17 protein-coding genes are annotated in these 24902 nt (G+C 59.0%); 1 reads left to right on the top strand and 16 read right to left on the bottom strand.

All coding sequences use genetic code 11. The annotated features are described in order from the left end of the window. Positions 1 to 8 precede the first annotated feature (8 nt). The 6 genes from ACO4XG_RS01375 to ACO4XG_RS01400 form a co-directional block, all read right to left on the bottom strand. On the bottom strand, positions 9 to 869 hold the full coding sequence (locus ACO4XG_RS01375) for a prephenate dehydratase (protein WP_308508629.1): 861 nt from the start codon (positions 867 to 869) through the stop codon (positions 9 to 11). Continuing rightward, on the bottom strand, positions 866 to 1615 hold the full coding sequence (locus tag ACO4XG_RS01380) for a lysophospholipid acyltransferase family protein (protein ID WP_308508630.1): 750 nt from the start codon (positions 1613 to 1615) through the stop codon (positions 866 to 868). The genes ACO4XG_RS01375 and ACO4XG_RS01380 overlap by 4 nt, the downstream gene beginning before the upstream one ends. 142 nt (positions 1616 to 1757) lie before the next feature. Next, a complete protein-coding gene (clpB, locus tag ACO4XG_RS01385; RefSeq protein WP_308508631.1) occupies positions 1758 to 4358 on the bottom strand; it encodes an ATP-dependent chaperone ClpB in 2601 nt (866 codons plus the stop codon). Positions 4359 to 4478: 120 nt separating this feature from the next. Further along, the gene (locus ACO4XG_RS01390; RefSeq protein ID WP_308508632.1) at positions 4479 to 6752 is read right to left on the bottom strand and encodes a DNA internalization-related competence protein ComEC/Rec2; all 2274 of its coding nucleotides are present in this window, start codon (positions 6750 to 6752) and stop codon (positions 4479 to 4481) included. Positions 6753 to 6813: 61 nt separating this feature from the next. After that, positions 6814 to 7791, bottom strand: coding sequence for a GerMN domain-containing protein (locus ACO4XG_RS01395; RefSeq protein WP_308508633.1), 978 nt, complete (start codon positions 7789 to 7791; stop codon positions 6814 to 6816). Then, positions 7781 to 9322, bottom strand: a complete 1542-nt coding sequence (locus ACO4XG_RS01400) for a sensor histidine kinase (RefSeq protein ID WP_308508634.1) — start codon at positions 9320 to 9322, stop codon at positions 7781 to 7783. Before ACO4XG_RS01400 ends, ACO4XG_RS01395 begins: the two co-directional genes overlap by 11 nt. Positions 9323 to 9498: 176 nt before the next feature. Between ACO4XG_RS01400 and ACO4XG_RS01405 the strand changes: the two genes are divergently transcribed. Then, the gene (locus ACO4XG_RS01405) at positions 9499 to 10269 is read left to right on the top strand and encodes a hypothetical protein (protein WP_308508635.1); all 771 of its coding nucleotides are present in this window, start codon (positions 9499 to 9501) and stop codon (positions 10267 to 10269) included. A gap of 83 nt (positions 10270 to 10352) precedes the next feature. Here the strand turns inward: ACO4XG_RS01405 and ACO4XG_RS01410 are convergent, their stop codons facing one another. From ACO4XG_RS01410 to ACO4XG_RS01455, 10 genes are all read right to left on the bottom strand, one after another. Next, positions 10353 to 11540 (bottom strand): ABC transporter permease, encoded by a 1188-nt coding sequence (locus ACO4XG_RS01410; protein ID WP_308508636.1) that lies wholly within the window; start codon positions 11538 to 11540, stop codon positions 10353 to 10355. Beyond that, complete coding sequence (locus ACO4XG_RS01415) at positions 11524 to 12261, bottom strand: ABC transporter ATP-binding protein (RefSeq protein ID WP_308508637.1); 738 nt, start codon at positions 12259 to 12261, stop codon at positions 11524 to 11526. The genes ACO4XG_RS01410 and ACO4XG_RS01415 overlap by 17 nt, the downstream gene beginning before the upstream one ends. Continuing rightward, a complete protein-coding gene (locus ACO4XG_RS01420) occupies positions 12248 to 14014 on the bottom strand; it encodes an efflux RND transporter periplasmic adaptor subunit (protein WP_308508638.1) in 1767 nt (588 codons plus the stop codon). Before ACO4XG_RS01420 ends, ACO4XG_RS01415 begins: the two co-directional genes overlap by 14 nt. 18 nt (positions 14015 to 14032) lie before the next feature. Next, on the bottom strand, positions 14033 to 15151 hold the full coding sequence (locus tag ACO4XG_RS01425) for an S-layer homology domain-containing protein (protein ID WP_308508639.1): 1119 nt from the start codon (positions 15149 to 15151) through the stop codon (positions 14033 to 14035). 247 nt (positions 15152 to 15398) lie between these two features. Then, positions 15399 to 16151, bottom strand: a complete 753-nt coding sequence (gene tpiA, locus ACO4XG_RS01430; protein WP_308508640.1) for a triose-phosphate isomerase — start codon at positions 16149 to 16151, stop codon at positions 15399 to 15401. An 11-nt stretch (positions 16152 to 16162) separates the two neighbouring features. Continuing rightward, positions 16163 to 17380, bottom strand: coding sequence for a phosphoglycerate kinase (locus tag ACO4XG_RS01435; protein WP_308508641.1), 1218 nt, complete (start codon positions 17378 to 17380; stop codon positions 16163 to 16165). Between the two features lie 82 nt (positions 17381 to 17462). Continuing rightward, positions 17463 to 18488 carry a type I glyceraldehyde-3-phosphate dehydrogenase gene (gap, locus tag ACO4XG_RS01440; RefSeq protein WP_009533067.1) on the bottom strand — a complete coding sequence of 342 codons (1026 nt, stop codon included), beginning with the start codon at positions 18486 to 18488 and terminating at the stop codon, positions 17463 to 17465. 99 nt (positions 18489 to 18587) lie between these two features. Then, positions 18588 to 20855 (bottom strand): zinc-ribbon domain-containing protein, encoded by a 2268-nt coding sequence (locus ACO4XG_RS01445; RefSeq protein WP_308508642.1) that lies wholly within the window; start codon positions 20853 to 20855, stop codon positions 18588 to 18590. A 20-nt stretch (positions 20856 to 20875) separates the two neighbouring features. Continuing rightward, a complete protein-coding gene (locus ACO4XG_RS01450; protein WP_308508643.1) occupies positions 20876 to 22636 on the bottom strand; it encodes a zinc ribbon domain-containing protein in 1761 nt (586 codons plus the stop codon). Between the two features lie 268 nt (positions 22637 to 22904). Next, a complete protein-coding gene (locus ACO4XG_RS01455; protein WP_308508644.1) occupies positions 22905 to 24857 on the bottom strand; it encodes a zinc-ribbon domain-containing protein in 1953 nt (650 codons plus the stop codon). Between the last annotated feature and the right edge of the window lie 45 nt (positions 24858 to 24902).

A 24902-nucleotide genomic window follows, 5' to 3' on the forward strand; every position in this document is an offset into this window, starting at 1 on the left:
AGTTCCTCCTAGAAGCAACCCAAAATACGCAAACTCGTGCTGAGGCGCTCCACTTCCCGGAGCGCGCGCTGCACCGTACCTTCTTCCGGATTTCCCGCAAAATCGAGAAAAAAGCGGTACGCCCAGCTGACTTCCGGCACGGGGCGCGCCGCGAGACGGAGCAGATTGATGCCCTCCGCATAAAGCGCGCCGAGCACATGGTAGAGCGCGCCCGCCTCGTGGCGGGTCTCCATCATGAGACTCACGGTCTTTGCGCCACGCAAGTATACCTTTTCTTTTCCGACAATTAAAAAGCGGGTTGTATTCTCCGCGCGGTAGTTCAAAGTCGGAATCAGCACCTTGAGGCCGTAAATTTGTCCCGCATAGGCGGAGGCAATCGCCGCGGCACTTCTTTTTCCCATCGCCTGCACCAGCTGGGCGGCGACGGCGGTATTCGAGACCGCGACCGCCTCAATCTCCGGGTGCTCCTCAAAAAACGGCGCACACTGCTTGATGCCCTGTGGGTGCGAGTAGACGGTCCGGATGTCCGCGAGTTCGGCGTCGCCGCACGCGAGCAGTGCGTGCCGAACCGGCAGCAGATACTCGCCGACCACCGAGACCTCGCGCTTTGCGAGCGCGTCGTAGCTGTCCGCGACACTGCCCGCTGTCGAGTTCTCGATCGGTAGCACAGCATAGTCGCCCGTGCCTTCATCGACCGCGCGCACCGCCGCATCAAAGGTCTTCACATGCGAAAAGCTCGCCTCCGGATAGTTCGCAAAAAATCGCACGGCCGCGAGATTGCTGTAAGCCCCCTCGAGACCTTGGTAGACAATGCGCTCTGCGTGCGGCAGGCGGTCACAGCACTCGTAACCGAAAGTATCTTGACTCATGCGCGGCGCCGCTCTTCTTCGACCAGCATCTCGTGAATCCGCGCCGCCGTGTACTCGCTGACCTTTTTCTTCATCTCCTGCGGCAGTTCGGACGCGCGGAAGGGTTTGCCGAATTCAATCGTGATGTCGGTCGGTCGGACTGCCGGAAACTGATTCTCCCAGAGCACATCGGTGCCGTAGATTGCGACCGGCACAATATACGCATTCGCGCGCTCGGCAATTTTAAAGCTACCCGCGTGAAAGGGGCTCAGTGCGGTTTGATCCGAATTCTTCGCGCGGCTGCCCTCCGGGAATACCCAGATCGAGATCCCGTTTTTCACGAGTTCCGTGCAGGTCTTGATGGTCTCCATGCCCTTCCGGATGTCCTTCCGGTCGAGAAACTGGCAATGCAGAAGCTGCATCCAGCGGCGAAGCGACGGCACCTTATAGAGCCCGTCCTTCGCAAGGAAACCGGTCTGCACCGGGAGAATCGGATAGGTGCAAATGATATCAAAATAACTTCTGTGGTTGCCCATAAAGACAACGCCCTCGTCCCGGGGTATATTCTCGAGTCCCAGGACGGTCAGTTTCTTCCCGCCGAGTGCGGTCCGCGTGATGATGCCGAGTATCCAGGCGACATACCACTGCGCGCGCTCCGAGACGCGATGCGGGTTGAACAGCTGATAAACCCAGAGCACCAGGAGCACCGGGAGACCCAGAACCAGAAATAAAAAAATCTCTAAGAAACAAAAAACGGCGCGAATCATACGCACTTCCTTCCCACGGCGATTGTATTTTTATCTATTTTACCACAATGTCAGGAAATTGACGAGACAGCCTCTCCGGACACAAAAATAAGCCCCGGTTTCCCGGAGCTTATTTTGATACCGATTTCGCCGATCCTGTCTTTCAGGCGACCACTTCCGCCTTGAGACCACCCTTCTTCTCGTCGACATCCATCCGAATCACAGCGCCCTTGTGAAGTCCGCTGTCGCTGCTCAGAATCAGCTTTGCCGCGAGTGTCTCGACATGCTTTTGCAGGAAGCGCTTCAGCGGCCGTGCGCCGAAGGCCGGATCGTAGCCCTCGTCCGCGACATACTGCTTGGCCGCAGGCGTAAGTTCGATCGAGATCTCCTGATCCGCGAGACGCTCGTTGGTCTCCTGTAAGAGGAGATCCACAATGCCGCCGATATTCTGCTTCGTGAGCGGCTTGAACATGATGATTTCATCCAGCCGGTTCAGGAACTCGGGGCGGAAGTGCGCCTTTACATCGGCGTCGACCGCCGCAGCCGCCTCGGGCTTAATATTGCCCTGCTCGTCAATGCCGTCCAGAAGGTACTGGGAACCGAGATTGCTCGTCATAATGATAATCGTGTTCTTGAAGTCGACGGTCTTCCCGAGCGAGTCGGTGATGCGGCCGTCGTCAAGCACCTGCAAGAGGACATTGAACACATCCGGATGCGCCTTCTCGACCTCGTCAAAGAGCACCACAGAGTAGGGCTTTCTTCTGACCGCCTCGGTCAGCTGGCCGCCCTCGTCGTAGCCCACATAGCCCGGAGGCGCTCCGATTAAGCGCGACACGGAGAACTTCTCCATGTACTCCGACATGTCAAGCCGCACCATGGCGCTCTCATCGTCAAAGAGCGCCGCCGCAAGGCTCTTCGCGAGCTCGGTCTTGCCGACACCGGTCGGACCGAGGAACAGGAAGGAACCGATGGGCTTCGAGGGATCTTTGATGCCCGCCTTGCTTCTCTGGATGGCCTCCGCGACCTTCTGTACCGCCTCATCCTGACCGATGACGCGCCGATGCAGCGTGTCATCGAGATGCAGGGTCTTATTCTTCTCGGATTCCGTCAGCTTTGCGACCGGAATGTTGGTCCAGCGGGAAATAATCTTTGCGATCTCATTCTCGGTGACTGCCTCGTGCACGAGCGAGAAGTCCTGCCCCTGCACCTTCGCCTCCTCGGCCGCAAGCTGTTTCTGCAGCTCGGGGAGCTTGCCGTACTGAAGCTCTGCGGCCTTGTTCAGGTCATAGGCCTGCTGTGCTGCCTGAATTTCGTGGTTCGTATCCTCAATCTTCTGCCGGATCTCGGCGAGCTTCGAGACACTTGCCTTTTCGTTCTCCCACTTTGCCTTGGCCTCGGCAAACGCTGCCTTCTTCTCGGCAAGCTCTTTCTCGATGGCCTCGAGTCTCTCTTTCGAGAGGTTGTCGGTCTCCTTCCGGAGCGCCGTCGCCTCGATTTCGAGCTGCATACGGCGGCGGTTCATCTCATCGAGTTCCGCCGGCAGAGAGTCGAGCTCGGTCTTAATCATTGCGCAGGCTTCATCGACCAGATCGATTGCCTTGTCGGGCAGGAAGCGGTCGGTGATATAGCGGTCCGAGAGCACGGCCGCGCTGACCAGTGCGCCGTCCTGAATCTTCACATGGTGGTAGTTCTCATAACGCTCTTTCAAGCCGCGGAGAATCGAAATCGTATCCTCTACGGTCGGCTGATCCACGAGAATCGGCTGGAAACGCCGCTCGAGCGCCGGATCCTTTTCAATGTACTTCCGGTACTCGTCAAGGGTCGTCGCACCGATGCAGTGGAGCTCGCCGCGCGCAAGCATCGGCTTTAACATATTGCCGGCGTCCATGCTGCCCTCGGATGCACCCGCACCGACAATCGTGTGGAGCTCATCGATGAAGAGAATCACCTCGCCCTCGCTCTTCTTGACTTCCTCGAGCACAGCCTTCAGTCTCTCCTCGAATTCGCCGCGGTACTTGGCACCTGCGACCAGAGAGCCCATGTCGAGCGCAAAGAGCCGCTTGTCCTTGAGTCCCTCCGGCACATCGCCGCGCACAATGCGCTGCGCAAGCCCCTCGACGACCGCCGTCTTACCGACGCCGGGCTCACCGATTAAAACCGGGTTATTCTTGGTCTTACGGCTCAGGATGCGAACCGCGTTCCGAATCTCCTCATCGCGGCCGATGACGGGATCGAGTTTCTGGTCCCGCGCGCGCTCCACGAGGTCGTAGCCGTACTTATTCAGCGTGTCGTAGGTTGCCTCGGGGTTATCCGAGGTGACGCGCTGGTTGCCGCGCACTGTCGAGAGTGCCTGCAGGAACTTCTCGCGGGTAATGCCGTAAGTCCGGAAGAGTTCCTTCAGGGCGCGGTTCGGATTCTTTAAGAGACTCAGGAACAAATGCTCGACGGAGACATAGTCATCTCCCATCGCCTTTGCCTCATCCTCCGCGCCGTTCAAAGCGCGGTTCAAGTCCGCGCTCACATATTCCTGCCCGCCGCCGCTCACCTTCGGGAGCTTTTGAATCAGAGCCTCACTCTCATTGAGAAAGGCTTCTTTCTGTATTCCCATCTTTGCGACGAGGCTTGCAATCAGGGAGTCCGAAACCGTCAGCAGCGCGCTGAGCAGATGCTCTTCGTCAATCTGCTGGTTACCGTTCTGGATTGCCAGCTTCTCCGCTACGGCAATCGCTTCCTGAGATTTTTGTGTAAACTTGCTGATATTCATGCACTTCACCTCGCTTTGCTACGAATGCTATACATGCTATATAACATTCTTTGAACTGTAATCAGTATAGCAGCTGTTATTAGCACTGTCAATAAATGAGTGCTAATTTTTTGACTTTTTTCAGTTCGGCCCAAGTTCCACCGAGAGAGCTCCCTCCTTCGCCGTGCTGTGCACCTGCTCCGCATGGCGGCGGAGTCGCTCCATCGCCTCGGCGTGCGGATGCCCGTAGGAATTGCCCCGCCCGCAGGAAATCAGCGCGCAGTCCGGCGAAAGCAACGCGAGAAAGCTGTCACTGCTCGCCCCTCTTGAGCCGTGGTGCCCGACCTTCAGGAGGTCAATGTCCGTGAGCGCGGCGCGCTCGGCAGCCCGTTCGGGGGCGGCAAGCCGCTCCAGCAGTTTCTCCTCGCTCGGCTGTCCCGCATCGCCCGTAAAGAGGCAGCGCTTGCCGTTTGCCGTAAAGAGGAGGATTAAGGACTGCTCGTTGACTTCCTCCGGCAGCGCTTCCCGCGGCGGCCAGAGACAGTGAAAATTCCCGTAGACATCGCCCGCGCCCATAAAACAGAGTTCTGTCTCCGGATTCTCTCTGAGCGCAGCCATCAATTTCGCATAATGCGCATCGGTCTCCGCCGCCGGATTCAAAATGACGCGCTTCACCGGTATCCCCGAGTCCCTGCTTGCAAGGTAGCTCAGTCCGTTCGTGTGATCCAGATCCGCATGGGTCAGAAAGGCAGCGTCCACGGTTCCGAGCGCGCGGCTCTCGAGAAACGGCTCTATGACCTGTTTCCCGCAGTCCGGCCGCGAAGTGCTGCCGCCGTCTATCGTGATGCAGCGGCTGCCCTGTTCAATCACGATGGCATCGCCCTGGCCTATGTCGAGAACCCAGACACGGGGCACGCGGCTCCGGATCGGCAGGAGGCTAAGCCCCGCGCCGAGTGCGGCGCAAAGCAACAGCACGCGGCGCAATTCCCGCTGCCGCTTCTCTTTGGGACGAGAGTCTCTGCCGAGCAGCAGCCGGAAGCCGAGCGCAAGGCAAACGCTGTAGACAGCCAGCTGCCACCCCCTAGGCCGCCCGAGCAGGATGCGGTGAAACGGCAGGCACTCCGCGAGACGACAGAGCAGAATCTGCGCACCGAGCGCAAGATGCAGAATTTGTCCGCAAAGCAGCGCGAGCGGCGGCGCGGCGAAGGCCGCGGCGAGCAGCACAAATCCGAGTAACAGCAGGGCACCTGTCATCGGAATGACGAGTAAATTGAGAAGGATGCCGTAGGGCGGCAGGGAAAAGAACCAGTAGGAAATGACGGGAAGGGTGACGAGAAAGACCGTGAGGCTCTGCAAAAACGCGGCACAAAGGTTTCGCTTTGCCGCAAAGCGCTCCGTGAGTGCCTTGCCGGGACCGCCGATCGAAAAGACTGCGAGAAAAGAGAGTTGAAAGCCGCACTGAAAGAGTTGAAGCGGCGAGAAGAAAAGAAGAAACAGAAGGGCAAAGGCGGCAGCGCTCCGAAGATCGTAGCTTCTGCCGAGGCAGAGCGCGAGAAAACCGAGGCCGAGCATCAGGCTGCTCCTGAGAACGCCGGTGTCTCCGCCGGTCAATGCCGCATAAAGGCAGAGAAACAGCGCCGTGACGACAGCGCTCAGAGAAAGCCCGCACTTTTTCCGAAGCAGGCGGTAGAGCGCGAGTCCCAGAAAACCGGTGTGCAACCCGCTGATTGCGAGCAGATGCGCAATGCCGTTTTTCCGGTAGAGATCGTAGAAGTCCTCGCTGAGCGCGTGCTTGTCGCCGAGTAGGAGCGCGGCAAGATAGCCTGCCTCCTGTTCGGGGCAGACTGCTTTGAGCCGCTCCAGCGCGGCGCTTCGAAAGCGCCGGAGACACTCCGCGAGCGGACTCGCCCTGCCCTCCACGGTATACTGCCGCACCTGCATGCGGTGCGTCACGCCGCGCGCGCGGCAATAAGCCCGGTAGTCAAATTCTCCAGGGTTGGTCGGCGCCGCAATCGGGCTTAAGCTGCCGCTCGCCGTCAATACGCGCCCGAGCGCGAGGGTCTCTCCGCTGCTCTCCCGCAGCAAAAGGTACACGCTGCCGCAGCGGACGCGCGTCAGCTCGCCGCGCGGCTCGATTTCCGCAATGCGCCCGCGAAAGGTCGCAGCGGCTCCCTCGGCGCGCTGTAACTGCCGTTCGGCGCGGCCCGGCAAAAGGGCCGCCTGCAACCGAAGCGCCCCGGCGACTGCGCCGAGGACAAGGACAAGAAGGATGCGACGCCTCACCCCGCGCAGAAAAAGCGCTAAGAGCACGGGGCAGAGGCAGAGCAGAAAAAGCAAGATTCCGCGGATTCCGGCGAGGCAAAGCAGCTCTCCAAGCACAACCCCGACTGCCAGTACTTCCAGCGGACGTCTCATATTCTGTTTTCTCCGAAATGAATTTTCTAATGATGAAATAAATTTACTTCAACCCGACTGCTTACTTCGATTCATCCGTCGCGGCGGTTTCGCTAGGCGAAGCGGTATTCCCGGGCAGGCCCTTGCCGACATAGTCGAGATTCTGCTCAAAGAGCGCGTCGAGAGAGATGGCATCCCGGAACAGCACGGACTGCGAGCCCTCGACCGAAATGCGAACCCGCTGTACGGTTTTGAGTCCGGTCAAGGTGTCCACGAGCGCATAGAGGCTCACATCAGGGCTCACGCCTGTGACCGGATTCAGAAATTCCTTGCTGAAATTCAGATAGCAGATGTTTTCATTGACCGAGATGCTGAGCAGCTTGGTCTCCGGCGGCAGTATGGCCTTGCCGCTGCCCCGCGGCCCTGCAATCAGCTGCTCCACCGCGACCTGCTCGAGCAGGGTATTCGCGCGGTAGGTCACGCTACGGGTCTCCTCGGTGAATTTTTTGCCGTCCGCAGACGCAAAGTAAAGCGGCAGTTCCACGGTCTCGTAGCTGTTCACATCCGAGACGCTGTTCACGAAATCGTTTTCGCTAAAGGGTCCCAGAAGACTGCCGTCCACCCCGGCGAGCGGCTTCCCGCCGCTGTAAATGCCGACATGTTCGACGCCTTTGATCTGCGCGAGCGTCTCAGTCAATGCCGCCGAGCAGAGGGTCTTCCGGTCGGTCTTCAAGTCCTGGTAGTTCTCATCAAAGTAGATATAGAGCACCTTGTCGTCAAAACTGAAGGACTCGTAACGCGTCTTGTCTCCCGTCGCCGTGATCAGATCCTCGGCGCTCGGCACATGCAGAAACTGTTGCATGAGTTCGCCGACCAGTTGATTCTTGTCCGTGGTCTGCGTCTCGTAAATGAGCGGTGTCAGTTTGGTCGCCGTCTTGTCCAGATAGTAAATCGCATAGCGCCCCGCCGCCGGGTCCGCGCCTGCTTTCTTTGGGCCGCAGCCGCAGAAGCAGAGCAGGCAGAGCAGCAGGACCAGCCACCCTTTTTGTTTATTCGCCACGCGCCTCACCTCTCTTTCCCCGTTCTCTCCGGTTCTTCTTCTGCGAGGCCGCCTGGGCGGGCGTGCTGCTCTCGATATATTTGAGCGGAATGCGCACCAGGAAGGTGCTGCCCTTTCCGACCTCACTGGTCAGGCGTATCATACCCTGGTGCAGAAGGATGATTTCCTTCGTGATTGCAAGTCCGAGGCCCGTACCGCCGGTCTCACGGGAGCGCGCCTTGTCCACGCGGTGGAAGCGCTCAAAGACCAGTTCCTGCTGATCCTCCGGGATACCGATGCCGTTGTCCTCGACGCGGATATAGCAGAACTGGTGATCCGCATCGAGCGTGACCTGCACATAGCCGTCCTTCTGGTTGCCGTTATACTTGATGCCGTTTTCGACTAAGTTCATGATGGCGAGCGAGAACTTCACCTCGTCCACCTCGGCCGTGACCTCCCGCACCGTGTGCAGGGTCAGCTCAATCTGATTTACTCTCGCGAGCGGTCGGAGACGCTTCAGAATCTGCTCGAGCATCTCGTGCATATCGGTCTCCTTCCGGTTCAGCACCGTGCCCGAGCGGTCCATGCGGACCAGACTCAGAAGGTCGTCGATAATCTTTGCCTCGCGGTCAATCTCCTTCGAGATATCGCTCATGAACTCCTTGTAGAGCTCCAGCGGCGCATCGCCCGCCGAAATCAGGGAGTCCGCGAGCACGCGCATCGAGGTAATCGGCGTCTTTAACTCATGCGAGACATTCGAGACAAACTCCTGGCGCGACTCGTTCAGCGCGCGGAGTTTCCGGAGTGTCGCGTTGACATCCTCGCTGATCTGCGCGGTCACGAGGTAGCTGTTCTGCTCGACCGTCTCATTCAGATTGCCGACCGACACCTTGCGGAGCGCCGCGCGGAGTTCCGCGAACGGGCGCAGAATCAGAGAGGCCAGTATCACGCTGAGCAGCGCGAGCAGCAGCCCGACCGCCACCGTAAAAATGCGCAGGGTCTCACTTACCCCCTGCAATTCCGTGCGCTGCAATTCCGTGGACGAGATGAAGAGAAGCACCCCCTCCACCACTCTGTCTTCCGCCTTTACATCCAGGGAGTCGTAAATCGGCGTGGTCTGCACCATGTAGTACTTGTCGGCATTGTAGTTGGTCGCGTTCTCGCCGCGAAAGCTCCGTATCACCTCCGGCGCGACATGGTACCGCCCCTCGGCGAGATGGAAACTATCCTCTATGATGCGATAGTTCTGATCCACGACCAGAATGCGCCCGTGGTAGCTCTGCGCGATGATCTCGAGTTCCGAATTCAGACTGTTATCTTTTTTGTCCTGGTTGTGGAGATACCCCGTCCGGGTCAGCTTGGTCGACAGGATGCCGCTTCTCTCCTGCACTTCCGCCTTGTGGGTATCCAGGAGACTTTGCCGGAAACTGTTGGTCGCCACCGACACAGCGAGACAGAGCGGCAGAAGCCCCACAAGAAGAAACAGCACAATGAGGATATTTTTGAGGCGCAGAGGCGGCAGCTTTTTCGGAAACGGCGGATGCTGCGGCATCGGAACACTCCTTTCTCGACTTGACCTTCGCGCTGCGATGCAGCGCGTGTTACTCTTTATTCTACACAGCTTCCCGCAAAAAGGAAAGCTGCACAGCGCCTGTCGCAAAAAAGCCCGCTTTGTAGTATACTTTGAGTAAACAACGGCTGTTCCAAGCCGCGCGAAAGGATGACGCTATGCAAGTAAACGAACCTGCTTCCGACCGCACCTCGCGGGAGACCCCCCGCCTCTATGTGCGCCAGGAAGATCGCTATGAAGATTTGAGTTCCTCGGCCTCGGCCTTTTTGATTGTCGGCATCGTGATGAGCGTGCTAACGCTGCTAAGCTTCGGTCAACAGCTGCATCTCCCCTTCGCTCTGCCGACCACCGCACTGATGCGCTTTTTCTTCCTTGTCTTTGCGCTCGGTGCCTTCGGTCTCTACTGGAAAACGCGCCGGGAAGCTTCCCGCGCCTACTCGCACATCGAGGAGGAACAGCGCATCACCGAAGAACTGGAGCGCTGGTTCCTCGCAAGCTATGCGCCGGAGCAGATTGACCTCGAAATTCTCGGTGCAACCCGCCATCCGCTCCGCGCGGAGGCGCTCGCCCTGAAGCGCTTCGACTTTATTCAGGACTGCTTCTTACAGCGCTACGACGGCATGGACGAAGGCTACATAGAGGCCCTCTCCGAGGAACTCTACAAGAAACTCTTTGAGAGCGGCCACTACGGAAAGGCCGTGCTGAAGAAACCGGATGCATCCGTCAGCGCCGAGCAACACAGCGCAACGGCACCGTATAGCACGGAACCGCAGGACACAGCGGAAGCGGTTCCGACCGAACACGAAGCTGAGGCGGCAGACAGCGCTGAGACGCTGTCCGCCGCAGTGACAGCGACCGAAGATGCAGCGGCGGCTTCCGCTGAGACAGAAGCCGCCGCCTGCGACGAAGCGTCGGTCGAACATCCCTGAGACAGAGCGGGGACACAGATTCTTTGATTTGAGACAAAAAAGTCAGGTCTTTCGACCTGACTTTTTTTTGTACCTGTCTCTCTTTATTCGCTCCGCAACGCGTCGATCGGATTCAGTGCCGCCGCGCGCTTTGCCGGCATATAGCCGAAAAAGAGGCCGATCGCCACCGAGACGGTAAACGAGATGAAAATTGCCTTCGGCGTCGCCGCAACGCTGTAGCCGAGGAACATTCCGACGATATTCAGAATTCCGCTGCCGATGCCGATACCGATCAGACCGCCGAGCACCGAGGTCGTAATCGCCTCGAGCACGAACTGCTGTAAAATGACCCCGGGACGCGCGCCGAGCGCCTTCCGGATGCCGATTTCCCGCGTCCGCTCGGTGACCGAAACCAGCATGATATTCATGACGCCGACGCCCGCGACAAAGAGCGAGATACCCGCTATGCCGCCGATTAATACCGACATCTGCGCCATCATCCGGTTGATCTGGTCGAGCATCTCGACCATGGCCATCAGTGTGTAGTGCTTTTTGTTGTGGAAAATACCGTGGAGATAGTCTTCGAGCGACTTTTTGGCGTTCAGAACAGCCGCCTTGTCCGTGCTGCTCGCCGCAAAGAGATAGGCCGAAGGCTGCGCCGTGTGCGCCATCTTGAGCGCCGTCGAATACGGCAGCAGAAGCACATCGTCCGTGCCGCTCTCTTCCATCTTGCCTTTGCTCTTCTGCTTGAGGAGACCTATGACGGTCAAATTCACGCCGCCGTAGGTAACCTTTTCGCCGAGCGCGGCCTCCGGAGAGCCGAACAGCCGCTTCGCCGTGTAAGGCCCGATGACACAGACCTCCTGCTTCGAGAGCACATCCGCGTAGCTGAGAAAGCGCCCCTGTTCCAACTGTTTGTCCACGAGAGACGCATAGCTCTCGCTGACACCTGTGATTGTGGTGCCCTCGGACTTCTTGTTGCCGACCTTCAGGGTTCCGTCCCCCGGCGAGACCGTAGGGCTCATGCCGGCAAACAGATCCCTGTGGTCAGCGAGATAGGCATACATCTCATCCATGGTGACCGAGCGGCTCGGCTGGTTCACGACCGTGATATTGATATTCGTCGCGCCGAGATCGCCCCACTGGGAAATCTGACTGTTCAGATAACCGTTCATCAGACTCACGAGGATGATGACGGAGGCCACGCCGATGATGATGCCGAACATGGTGAGGGCGGAGCGCACCTTGTTGCTCCAGATGCTCTTTAAGGCGAGTTTAAATGATTGCAGCATAGTCCTCCGCCTTCCCGTCAAAATTGATCTTTCCGTCCTGAATCCGCACGACGCGCTTCGCCTGCACCGCAATCGAATTGTCGTGCGTGATCATGACGATGGTATTGCCCTCTTTGTGCAGCTCCTTGAAAAAGTCGAGAATCTGACGACTGGTCTTCGAGTCAAGCGCACCGGTCGGCTCGTCGGCGAGCAAAAGAGACGGATTTCCGGCGAGCGCTCTCGCAATCGAGACGCGTTGCTGCTGACCGCCCGAGAGCTGGTTCGGCATGTTTCGCGCCTTGTCGCCGAGCCCCACGCGCTCCAGCTGCTGCAGGGCGCGCTCTTCTCGCTTGTCGCCCGGCACATGCGCGTAGAGGAGCGGGAGCTCCACATTCTCGAGGAGGTTTAACTTGGGCAGCAGGTTGTACTGCTGAAAGATGAAGCCTATCATACGGTTCCGGATATCCGCGAGCTCGTTCTGCGTCATGTCGCCGACATCCTCCCCGCCGAGCAGGTAGGTGCCGGAAGTCGGCACATCCAGCGCGCCGATGATATTCATGAGTGTGGACTTGCCCGAGCCGGACTTGCCGACAATCGCGACAAATTCGCCCATCCGTATCGTGAGGTTTAAGTGGTCGTTTGCGTGCACGACCTCATCGCCCATCACATAGGTCTTGCAGATGTCCTTCATCTCAATCAGAACTTCGCCCTGGGGGATGTGGACCGTCTTAATTCTGCCCATTCGCGTCACCGCCCTGCGCTTCGCCGCCTGCCGTGTCGCCGTTCGCTTCACCGCCGCTTCCGCCGGCCTCGCCCTCCGCGCTCTGTCCGCCGTTCATGTACATACTCATGCTGTCACTCGTGTCCGGTGCCTTGGGCTGCACATAGACTTCATCGCCCGCCTTGATATTGTCCGAAGTGATCTGCACCTTGTCGCCGTTGATGAGACCGGTCTCGACCGTGACCGCGCGGAAGCCCGCCGGGACCTCGCCCTTGGCCTCGGTGACCGAGTCGTCCTTCACATAGACCTGGTTGTTCCGCATCAGCGCATCCGCCGGAATGCAGAGCGCGCCCGAAGCCGAACCGATCACAATCTTCGCGTTGATATTCATGCCCGGCAGGAGTTTCTCGGTGTTGTCGAGCGTGACCGTCACCGGATAGGTCGAGACACCGCCCTGGGAGCTGCCCTCGAGGCTGATATTCGTGACCGTGCCACCGAAGGTCTCGCCCGGAATTGCATCCGCCGTGATTTCGACGCGCTGTCCCACCTGAATTTTCGAGATATCCGTCTCGTCAATCGCCATCTTAAATGTGTAGGCGCTCATGTCATAGATGGTCGCGAGCGTCGTCGCGGACTTCGTGCCGCTCATGCCCGCGCCGCCGAGCTTATCGCCCACCTTATAGCTCTTTGTGATGACTTCGCCGTCAATCGGGGATTTAATCGTGTAGTTGTCGAGCGTCTCCTTGGCGCTGTCCACGCCCTTCTGCGCGCCTTCGACACCGCTCTGCGCGCTGTCGACCTTGTCCGAATAGGTTTCGAGCATGTCCTTCACGGACTTCGGTGTCATCGTGAAAATCGGCGTCCCGGGCTGAATGTAATCGCCGACATGCACCAGAATCTTCACGCTGTCCGCCGCGCCCGGCAGATCCGCCGCCATATTGGTCGTGTAGTGCGCCTCAAACTTTCCCTCTTCGACGCAGCGGAAGCCGTTGATCGTCGCGCTGACCGAGGTGTTGCTCGTCAGACCGCCCGGGTTCTTCAGGGAAATTGTCACATCTTTCACAAGGCGGCCGCCCGTCAGGGTTCTCTCCTGCGCGCCGACCGCGACCACCGTGCCCTCGACCTGCTCCTGCGTGTCCGAGAGCGTCAAGGTCGCCGGGGCGCCGGCCTGAATCAGATCCGCCTCGCCCGAGAGAAACGGAATGCGCACATTCATGCTCGTTTCATCGGTCAGGTCGACGAGCGTCGCGCCGCCCGAAATTTTTTCGCCGTCCGTCACATAGACCTTGGTCACATAGCCCGCGCGGGTCGCCTTATAGACCCCGTCGCCGTACTTGCTCTGCGCGTCCTGTAAGTCCGCCGTCGCCGAGGCGAGGCTCTTCTGTGCCCGCGCGAGTGCGCTCTCCGCGCTCTTCATCTCCGAGGCCGCGAGCTTGTCATCGATCCGGTAGAGAACCTGATCCTTCGCGACATGGTCACCGACCTCAAAATTCGCCTCGGTGATGGTGCCGCTCTGCACGAGCGCGGTGATCGAATAGGTGTCCTTTGCGGAAATGGTGCCGGTCGAGGAAATCTTCTGAGTGATGTCCTCGACGGTCGCCTTGCCGGTGTCCACCGCCATGCTTGCCGCCGCCGCTTTTTTGGCCGCCGCCATGCGGCTGTGCACAAAGGCACCACCGAGCCCGAGAACCGCGAGCGCGATGACCGCGCGCCGGATGTTCCGCTTTGCCCCTCTGCTGAGCCCTTTCTTCTTCGGCTTTACTTCTTCTGCCACTGCCTGCCCCCTTTCCGCTTACGGCTCCACATAGTCCACGACGCTGAAGCTCTGGCTCGCCTCACCGTCTTCGGTCGCCGCGCCGCTTCCCGCAACCTGGTAAATCAATACGACATGATCGCCGACCTTCACGCTGCCGTAGACCGAAAACACAAACTGCATCTCGGTCGAATTGAGCTGATAGACATTGCCGTCGTCCAGCTTGACCGCGCTCGGCGTGAGCGTGTTCGTGTTCTGATAGTAGATGGCCTCGACCACGCCGCGCGCCACGCGCTTGTCGGCGTCGGAATCGGTGTCCGCATTGTAGGCCCAGACCGTCTTGGTCTGCGAGCTGTAGTAGATGACCGCATACTGCGCGGCCGCCGCGTAGAGCGCTTCTTTCTGCACCTCTCTGCCGTTCATGAAGATGGTCGCATCGTCCAGGCGGAAGGGGATGATGTTGTCGACCTGGGTGCGGCTCTCCGCGACCTTCGGGCCGCGCGTCGTATTGTCCGCCATCTTGAGCGCGTTCACCTCGCCGTTCGAATCGACCTCGGCATTCAAAACGCCCGCATAGACCGTGCCGCTCTTCTGCTTTGCCTTCAGGAGGTTATAAAAGAGATTCACACAGTCCGCCTTCGTGAGTTCGGTCTGCGGGTCGCTGTAGCCGATGTTTTCGTTTAAGTCGGAATTCGCATACTGCGCCATGCGCTTGTTGAACTGATCGCCCGCAAAATCATCCGCCGTGTAACCAAGGAGCCCCAGCACGCCCTTTGCCGCCTCGTTTAAGCGCACGGGTTCGGACGGCTTAAACTTGCCGCCGAGATAGCCGGTCATCCAGCCCTGCTCCGCCGCAAGCCGAATCGAAGCCGCATATTCATCGCCCGACTTCACATCCGCGAAGACGGAGACATTGCTGGTCTTCGTGAGCACACTGCGATACGCGGAGGCTCTGACCAACATCTGCGCGAACTGTGCGCGCGTCACCTTTTCGGACATGCCGCCGGTGGTCGGCATAATGCCCGAGAGCGCTATGACCTGACGGCGATACGCAAAGTTACTGCTTGTATTTGCATAGGCGCTGAGCGGAGAGGCCACGGTGCTCACCACCGCGACCGCACTCAGTAGGCATGCAAGGGATTTTCTTCCACGAATCATTCCGGTACCTCGCTTTGCTGTATGAATCTGTTATAACGAAGCCATTTTACCATAAATAACCGGCAACCATTACAAACGGTCCTCGAAAGTCCGTAAACTTTTCGTGAACTCACCGCACACCGTTATGCGAAATAGCTTACTATCCGCATAATACACCGTTACTCTATCTCTGTCAACTTACTTTCCGACAAAAGAAGAGCGGCCCGCCGAAGCGATGCCGCCCTCTGTATGAAGCCCACCAAAAGGCTCAGAGTGCCTTGTAGTTTACGATTTTTCCGAATTCCGGCTTTAAGGACGCGCCGCCGATCAGGCCGCCGTCGATGTCCGGCTCCGCAAGCAGCTCCTTGCAGTTCTTCTCGTTCATCGAACCGCCGTACTGAATGCGGATTTCCTCGGCAATCGCCTCGCCGTAGAGCTCCTTCACGGTCTCGCGGATGCCGCGGCACACTTCCTCGGCCTGTGCGACGGTTGCGGTCTTACCGGTGCCGATCGCCCAAATCGGCTCATAGGCAATCGTGACTTTCGCCGCATCCGAAGCGCTGACGCCCTGAAACGCGAGCTTTAACTGCATCCGGATGAAGTCCATCGTGACGCCCGCCTCGCGCTGCGCAAGGCTCTCGCCGCAGCAGAGAATCGGTTTAAACTGGTGCTCGAGAAGCTTTAAGAGTTTCTTGTTGATGATCTCATCGGTCTCATGGAAATACTCTCTCCGCTCGGAGTGGCCGATGATCACATACTCGACGCCCGCGTCCTTTAACATCGCCGGGGAAGTCTCACCGGTGAAGGCGCCCTTCTCCTCGAAGTAGACATTCTCCGCGCCGAGATGCACGGCCGTGCCCGCAATCACTTCCTTGACCGGGAAGATATCGATAAACGGCACGCAGTAAACTACGTCGACCTCCGGGTTCTTGACGAGCGGCGCCAGCGTGGTCGCCAGTGCCTTCGCCTCGGTCGGCGTCATGTTCATCTTCCAGTTGCCCGCAATAATCTTTCTTCTCATCTCTCGCTCCTTCAGTCCTTGTTATCCGCCGCCGCAACACCCGGGAGCTCCTTGCCCTCGAGGAACTCGAGCGAAGCGCCGCCGCCGGTCGAGATGTGCGTCATGCGATCCGCGAAGCCGAGGCGCTTCACCGCGTTCACGGAGTCGCCGCCGCCGACCACAGTCGTCGCATCTTTCAGCTCTGCGACTGCCTTGCAGATTGCCAGCGTGCCCGCCGCAAACGCCTCAAACTCGAAGACGCCCATCGGGCCGTTCCAGACCACGGTCTTTGCGCCCTGCAGCGCCTCGGTGAAGCGCGCAATGCTCTTCGGTCCGATGTCGAGGCCCATGTAGCCCTCCGGAATCTCATCGACCACCTTGTGCGGTGCATCGGCCGCAAACTTCTCCGCCGCAACATGGTCCACCGGGAGTAAAAGCTTCACGCCCTTCTCCTCCGCCTTCTTCAGCATGTCGAGGCAGTACGAGAGCTTATCCTCCTCGCAGAGCGAGTTGCCGATGCTCTGTCCCTCTGCCTTTAAGAAGGTATACGCCATGCCGCCGCCGATGATCAGCGTATCCACCTTGTCGAGCAGGTTGTTAATGACATTCAGCTTATCCGAGACCTTTGCGCCGCCGAGAATCGCGACAAAGGGGCGCACCGGGTTCTCGACCGCCTGGCCGAGGAAGCGGATCTCCTTCTCCATGAGGTAGCCGACCACATTCTCCTTGCAGTGCTTCGTGACGCCGACATTCGAGCAGTGCGCGCGGTGCGCGGTGCCGAACGCGTCATCGACAAAAATGCCGTTGTCGCAGAGCGCCGCGAGCTCTTCCGCGTACTTCTCGGCCGCCTCGTCCTTGCCGTACTTGGTCTCCTCGCCGCGGTAGCGCGTATTCTCAAGGAGCAGCACCTCGCCGTCCTTTAAGTCCGCAGCCGCTTTCCGGGTCTCTTCGCCGGTCACCTGCGGGTCCGAGATAAACTTGACCGGAACACCGAGGCGCTCGGAAAGTGCCGGTGCGACCGGAGCGAGACTCATCTCCGGCAGCGGCTCACCCTTCGGCTTGCCGAGGTGGGAGCAGAGAATCACCTTTGCGCCCTGGTCGAGGAGCTTCTTGATGGTCGGCAGCGCGCCGTCGATGCGGTTATAGTTCTGAATCACGCCGTCCTTCAGCGGAACGTTGAAGTCGCAGCGCACCAGTACCTTTTTGCCCTTTAAGTCTTTGAGATCGTCTACGGTCTTCTTGTTTAACATGCTTGTCCTCCGTCTTTGTCATAAAAAAGCGGGCCCGGTCCAAAGACCGGACCCGCGAGAGTCGCCTTGCAAAAGCAGATGCTTACAGCTCTGCGAAGTACTTGATCGTGCGAACCATCTGGCTCGTGTAGGAGTTCTCGTTGTCGTACCAGGAGACCACCTGCACCTGATAGCAGCCGTCCGCGATCTTGCTGACCATGGTCTGGGTCGCATCGAAGAGGGAGCCGTAGCGCATGCCGATCACATCGGAGGAGACAATCTCGTCCGTGTTGTAGCCGAAGGACTCGTTTGCCGCTGCCTTCATCGCTGCGTTAATCTCTTCCTTCGTGACCTCATCCTTCGCGACAACCGCGACCAGGATGGTCGTGGAACCGGTCGTGACCGGGACACGCTGTGCGGAACCGATGAGCTTGCCGTTCAGCTCCGGGATGACCAGGCCGATCGCCTTCGCGGCACCGGTGGAGTTCGGGACAATGTTCGCAGCGCCGGCTCTCGATCTTCTGAGATCGCCCTTTCTCTGCGGGCCGTCGAGAATCATCTGATCGCCGGTATAAGCGTGAATGGTGCTCATGATGCCGGACTGAATCGGCGCGTAGTCGTTCAGTGCCTTTGCCATCGGTGCGAGGCAGTTCGTCGTGCAGGAAGCTGCGGAAATAATCTTGTCTTCCTTGGTCAGCGTCTTCTCGTTGACGTTGAACACGATGGTCGGCAGATCGTTGCCTGCCGGTGCCGAGATGACAACCTTCTTTGCGCCTGCCTCGAGGTGAGCCGAAGCCTTCTCCTTCGAGGTATAGAAACCGGTGCACTCCAGGACAACATCGACATCCAGAGCCTTCCACGGAAGGTTCTTTGCGTCCGCTTCCTTGTAAATCGTAATCTTCTTGCCGTCGACGGTGATGGAATCCTCACCTGCCTCGACCGTGTGCTTGCCCTCGCCGATCTTGCCGAGGAAGCTACCCTGCGAAGTGTCGTACTTCAGAAGATGTGCGAGCATCTCCGGCTTCGTGAGGTCGTTGATCGCAACGACTTCATAGCCCTCGGTCTCAAACATCTGACGGAACGCAAGACGTCCGATGCGTCCAAATCCGTTAATCGCAACTTTAACCATGGCTTTTCTCCTCCTGTATCTGCTGCGGAAATGAATTATCTTTCTATTTCATTCTAACCGTGTGCCTGCAAAAATGCAAGAAAGGAAATCTCGCTTTCTTTAACTGTGCATCCACCAGTCCTGGCTGCTCACATAGTTATAATAGCGCTGAATCGGCGTGATTCTGCCGTTTCGGATTTCAAAGATTTCCCAGACTACGCCCGGCCGGTTGGTCGGCACATGGTAGGTCGCCGCGAGGCCCTGATCTGTGTAGACCTGCACGGTCGCGCCCGAGTTCGAAAGTTCATAGCTCTGCGTATTTTCCCGCACGCCGTTCGTGAAATCAAAGACACAGTACTTGTAGTAGTCCTGCGCGGAGAACTGCTTGATGGTCACGGTCTCCGGCCCGTAGGAACTCGTGTCGTCGACATCGAGGTCGTTGCCGAACGCGTCCTCCTTGCTGCCGAACCAGACATGCGAGGTCTCGGTGCCGCGCTGCGTAAAGAGGTGAGAGTCAAGATCCGATGGCACCGCGCCCCAGGTCAGGACAATCGACACCTGTCCCGAACCGACCGTCGGCGCCGCAAAGAACTCCCGCTCGGTCTCGCCGTTTTGCCGCGCGACCAGCGTGTCGTAGACCGTCTCGTAGCCGCTCGCAATCAGCTCGACCGTGTAGACGCCCGGCTTCAGCTGTACATCCGCCTCGCCGGACTCATCGGCCTTTGCGGTCGCGACAATGGTACCCGTGCGGTTATTGATGCCTTCGCGCAGATTGATCGCCGAGGCGATGACGGTCTGCATGCCGCTCCGGCTCTCGTTGTAGTGGAGCGCATCGCCGAGTTTCAGGCGGTAGTCGATGGTCGCGCCGCCGCGCTCGAAGAGGTATACCGGTGTCTGGTAGGCGACCAGCTGGTCGCTCTCGACACCGATGCCGTAAATTTCGCAGGCCTGATAGGGCTGCTTTGCAATTTGCAGCATGTACTGTCTCGCCTCGCTCGGCACATAAATCTGGTACTTGCCGTCCGCATCGGTCTGACTCTCGTAGAGCAGCTTGCCGTCCTCGTTCCGGTAAAGCCGGACCGCCGCCGCGCCTATGCCGTTGCCCTGCTCGTCGTAGGCATAGCCGCTGATACTCGTCAGGTTCTGCGCGTTCATCACGGTCTCATAGGTGTTGTACGCGGCATTCAACATAATCGATTCCCGCTCGTCGAAGGCGCGCCGCATATCGGCACTCTCATTCTGGTAGAGAAAAATCGTGTTGGCGGGCCAGGACTTCCGGAGCCGCTCAGCCTCCGTCGCATTGGCCGCACAGTTCCACTTGAAGCCGCCGTCCCGGACTTCTCTCCAGGTGAGCAGCGTGTCACTGCCGAAGAGGAAGCGCTGTCCCGGCTTCTCCGGCACCGCATAGCCCGCGACATAGTTGTCAATGTCGTACTGATAGACAAAGCGCGGCATGCGGTTCGCGTCGTAGTAGTACTCCGTGACCTGCAAACTCCCGCTGACCAGGTATTCGATTGCGACAATCTTGTTCGCGACACCGTCGTTCGGGTTGATGTAGATGACATAGTCAATCCGGTTTCCGGTCGCCGCGTTGATGAGCTGCTTTTGCTCGAGGCGGCAAAGGTTCTTGTTCACATAGCCCGGGCGGTTCTCATAGCCCTCGAGCGTGTAAAAGACATCCGAATTCCAGCTCTCGCCCGGATTTCTGGTGCCGACCGCGTGGTTGACCGCCGACAGGTCAATGCGCTGGGCAGCCGCCGCCGTGCTGTTTAGCTCTGCGATTTTTCGCTGCAGGGTGCCGAGCTCGGTATTCTCGGCTGCAAGCACCAGCTTCTCCTCGCGCTTTGCGCCCTCGCTCCCGCTCTTCGCACTGCTCTCCGCGCTCTCCCTGTCTGCGCCGCTCTCGCCGCTTTCCGCTGTGGCCGCCTTGCCGCTCTCCTGTGTGTCCCGCTTCGCAAACGGGTCGTTTTGCTTGATTGAACCGCCTCCGGGCCCGAGCCCCGAGCCGATTCGGATGCCGAGAACCACGCCGAGCCCGGCGAGCAGCAGAAAGAGGGGAATCAGAAGAAGTCCCTTTTTCGACTTCCCGCCCTCTGTCTTCTTTTCTTCCGGCGGCGTTGACGCGGACGGCTTGGGCTGTTCCGCCTTTTTTTGTTCCGTCTTTTTGGGTTCCGTCTCTTTCCGCTCTGTCAGTTTCTTCTCCGCGCCTTCCGCTGTCGTTGCCTCCGCTTCCGCTCTCGCAGTTGCCGCAGTATCCGTCTGCGCTGTCGCTGTCGCCGCTTTGGCCCCGGTCTCCTCTGTTTTTTCGGACGACTCGACTTTCATGCCGCAGCTCGTACAAAATTTTGCCCCCGGCTTTAACTTGCTCCCGCAATACCTGCAATACATCTCTTTTCCCCCGCTTTTCTTCAGAGTGCGCCGATAAACTTCGAAATTCCCTGCTGCGGCGTCGTGCCGTCCAGCAGTTCATCGTCTATGTTCTCTTCCTCCCCGGTCGGCAGCGCCGCGGTGCCGGTCTTCGTGGCCTTCAGGGTGAAACTGCCGAGCTCGTTCTTCAACTCATAGAGCGAGTTTGCGCCCTCGTTTCGCACCTCGAATTTGATGCCGTCTCCGTCCTCATCGCCGCCCGGCAGCAGGCGGTATTTCCCGCAGGGCAGACCGAGCACACTCTTTTTCTTAAAGTCCACATTGCTGTACTTGAGCGCAAAACTCTCGGTGCGGAACCACCAGCTGAAGCGGCAGGCGACGGTGCCGTAATAGCCGCTCTTCTCGAGATCCCGCTTTTCCGTGAGCACCGAGTCAAACACTTTGACCCCGCGGTACAGCTTGCCCTTGTCCGTATCCCGCTCATAGCAGAAGATCTGCGTGTCGCCGCCGTCCAGCTGGAGGAGAATCGCACGGACTTCACTCCCCTCCGTCACGAGTTTCCAGGTGAACTTGCGGTCTTCCAGGCGGTTCGCGTAGGTCTCCGCATTGTCCCGTAGCCTGTCTGCGAGATCTTCAAACCTGACGCTCCGTCCCGGGTGCTGACCGCTCGCCTTCGCAAACTGCTCGCCGATTTCCTGCCGTCTGTCATACCAGGCAGCGAGCGCCCTGTCCTTCTCCATTTCATCCGCAATGTTCCGGAACAGCCGCTCGAGCTCCTCGGCATTCGGCTCCCAGCTGTAAATCGTATAGTCCTTCTCAAGCGAATGCTTTAACTCGGGCTTTAAGACGCGCGAGCGGTAGCTCCGCTTCTCGGTCTTCAGATTGTTGCGGTTGATGGCCGCCGCCACAATTTTTCCGTAGCGCTTCACCGTAGCGGCGCGGAGCTCCTTCGAAAACTGTAAGTCCGCAAACATAGAGGTGCTGAGCCGCGACTCGCTGCCGAGCTCCTGTAATACCTCCGGATACCGCGTCACATAGACCTTGTCGCTCTTTTGCGGAAGGCGGAAACCGAGGCGATCCGGATCGATGAAGCAGTCCGCCTGCAGCACCGGGTCATCCCCGCGCCCGAGCTCCAGGTTTAAGACAGCCTTTTCAAATTTCTTGCCGATAAAAATGCGCGCCTCGCTGCCGTCCCGCAAGATGCGCTCGTACGGCCCCGAGAAGAGCCCGCGCCGCGTGAGCGCTGTCACCTGTCTATCCGAGAGCTCTGTCGTGAGCTGAAAATCGCTTGAGAAACCGTTCTCAAAGACTTGCTCCGCGCTGCTTAGTACCGCGGCCTCCTTGGAAAGTGCCCGGAACTGTCCGGCGAGAAAGCGCTCCCCGGGCGATCCGAGATTTTTCGACACGGTGCGCGCGCCGAAACCGATCGCCAGTCCCAGCACGGCGAGGGCGATGAGCGCGGCGGAACCGATTTTTTTCTTCTTTCCCGCACTGCCTTCCGCTGCCGCATCCTCCGCGGTTTCTGCGCCCGAAGTCCTGTCTTCCGCGGCAGGGCCCGCCGCGTCCTTGTGCTCCGCCGCGTCCTCTTTCTCCGCCGCAGCCTCGCTCACAATCGGCTCTTTCGGCGTCGGCTCCTCTCTCACGATGGGCTCCGCCACCTCTTCATGTTCCGCCTCTTTCGTTTCTGCCGCCGCTTCTTCCGCGGTTCCTCTGGGCTTCTCTTCCTCGAGTCTCGCGCCGCAGTTCGCGCAAAAGAGCTCGCCTTCCCCCGTTTCGCTGCCGCAATGCTTGCATTTGCCCATGGTCACTTCCCCCTTTTTCAATCCGAGACCGTGTGTTCCCCCGTTGCGTGCAAAAAGGCGCCTGTGTCCAAACGACACAGACGCCTTGCGCAAAATCTCTGGCAATGTTGTCAGGACTTTCCTTTTTATCTTAACATTTGTTGTGCTAAACCGCAATCTTTCCGGCTCTTTCGAGCCTTTCCTCTCTGATATTCCGACAATTTTTGCCACCTCTCCGGAACATCTCTCCGGAAAAGTTTGCCAGCTTGCTTCGTGTTTCCTTTTCCGCTCAGAGCTTCTCGATGATGTCCGAAAACTTCTCCTGCGGCAGACTCTTGCCGCTGCCCGACAACTCGTCGCTGATATCCACTTCCCGGCCCGTCGGCTTCTCGGCGCTACCCTTCCGCGTCGCCGTCAGCGTGAACTTGTCGTAGCCGTCGTCAAGCTCGTAGACAGAGCGACCCCACTTCTCCTTGACCTCAAAGGTATACTTCCGGTCCGGCCGGTCCGCGTCAAAGTAGGTGTAGCGATAACTACCGTTCGGCAATCCGAGCACCGAAGGCTTTCCGTCAAGCGGCACCTTACTGTAGTACAGCCGGAAGCCCCAGAGCCAGGCGTCGCCGAACATCGCGAGGCGCCCGATGGCCCGCCCCTCATAGCTATTCTCTTTTTTGCTGCGCTCTTCGGCGAAGGTACCGAGAAACAATTCACCGCCGACGCCGTGGTAGAGCGTGTCGCCGACCTGATCCCGCTCGTAGCAAAAGAGCGGTCTCTCGCCGTTGTCGACCACGCGTATGGCCGCGACTTCCTTCCCCTTCATCACAAGCTTCCAGCGCAGGTTCCGCTTTTCCAGTGTCTCCGCCCAATCCGCAGCGTGTTTCTCGACATAGTCGGCGACATCCGAAAAGTGGGCCGCCCTGCCCCGTCCCATGCCGAGTGCCGTGGCAAGCTCTTCGCCCGCCTCCTGCCGTTTGTTATACCAGTCGGCAAAGTCCTTATCCTTCCGCATCTCGACCGCGAGATTCCGAAAGAGTGCCTCCAGAGTCTCCTGATCGGGATTCCAGGTGTAGACCGTATACTCCCCCTTCATCTCGTGGTCCAGCTGACGCTTCAGAACATGGGAGGTATACGCCCGCTTTTTAACTTTGATCTCCTTCGGTTTGACAGCGGCCGCGAGCACATTCCCGTAACGCGCCGCGGACGCGGAGAGCAGCTCCTTCGACGGCACCAGCCCGGCGAGCGCCGCCGTGCTGAAGCGCGCCCCGCCGCTGTACTGCCCAAGCACTTCCGGGTAGTTCAGAACAAAGACCTGCTTGCCGACCTGCGGAATCCGGTAGCCGAACTTCTCGCTGTCCAGAAAGCAGTCAAAATTGAGTTTCGCGCTATCGTCGGTGCCAAACTCCAGGTTCAGCACGGCGGTCTCCAGATGTCTCCCGAGGTCCACCTTGGCCTGAATGCCGCGCTGCAGAGCCTTTGCGACCAGCATATAGTCCTCATTGCCGCTCCGCGAGATTGCGAGCAGTCTGCTGCGCGACATCTGCATGCTGAGCACAAAGTCGCTCGAGAAACCGTTCTCAAAGACCGCGCCGAGTCCCTCGAACGGCACAGCCTCCTGCCGCAGCGCTTCCGCCTGCACGCGGACAAAGCGTTCCCCCGTCATGGCCGTCATACGGTGCAGTAGCACAGCCGCGCCGACCGCCGCAACCGCGACCGCCGCGGCGGCAAAAAGAGCCGCCCGCAGACGGCCCGGTTTCCGCTTCGCGGTCTCGCCGGGCGCTTCCTGTCCCGCTGCCGTGCTCTCTTCGACAGGCATCACAGCATTCTCTTCGGTCGCCGTCGCGACACTCTCTTCGGAAACCTCTCCGACCGCTCTGCCTGACGCCGGATGCATAGCTTCGCCGGGCGCTTCCCGTTCTTCTGTCCCGCTCTCTTTGACAGCCGTCGGAGCATTCTCTCCGGTAGCTGTCGCCACAGATTCTCCGGTAGTCTCTGCCGCAGGTCTTGGTACTGCCGGATACACAGCCTCGTCGGGCGCTTCCTGTCCTTCTGTCCCGCTTTCTCCGGCAGTCGCTGCCGCATTTTCTTCGACAAACATCACAGCATTCTCTTCGGCCGCCGTCGCGGCACTCTCTTCGGAAACCTCTCCGATTGCTTCCGCCGCCGCTTCCTGCGGCGCGCCGCAGTTGCCGCAAAAGCGCATGCCTGCCTTCACCTCACTGCCACAATGCTTGCACTGTCCCATCCCTGCGCCTCCTTATTTTCGCGTTGCACGCATGTTCTACCTGTC

It is taken from the genome of Stomatobaculum sp. (assembly GCF_057248925.1).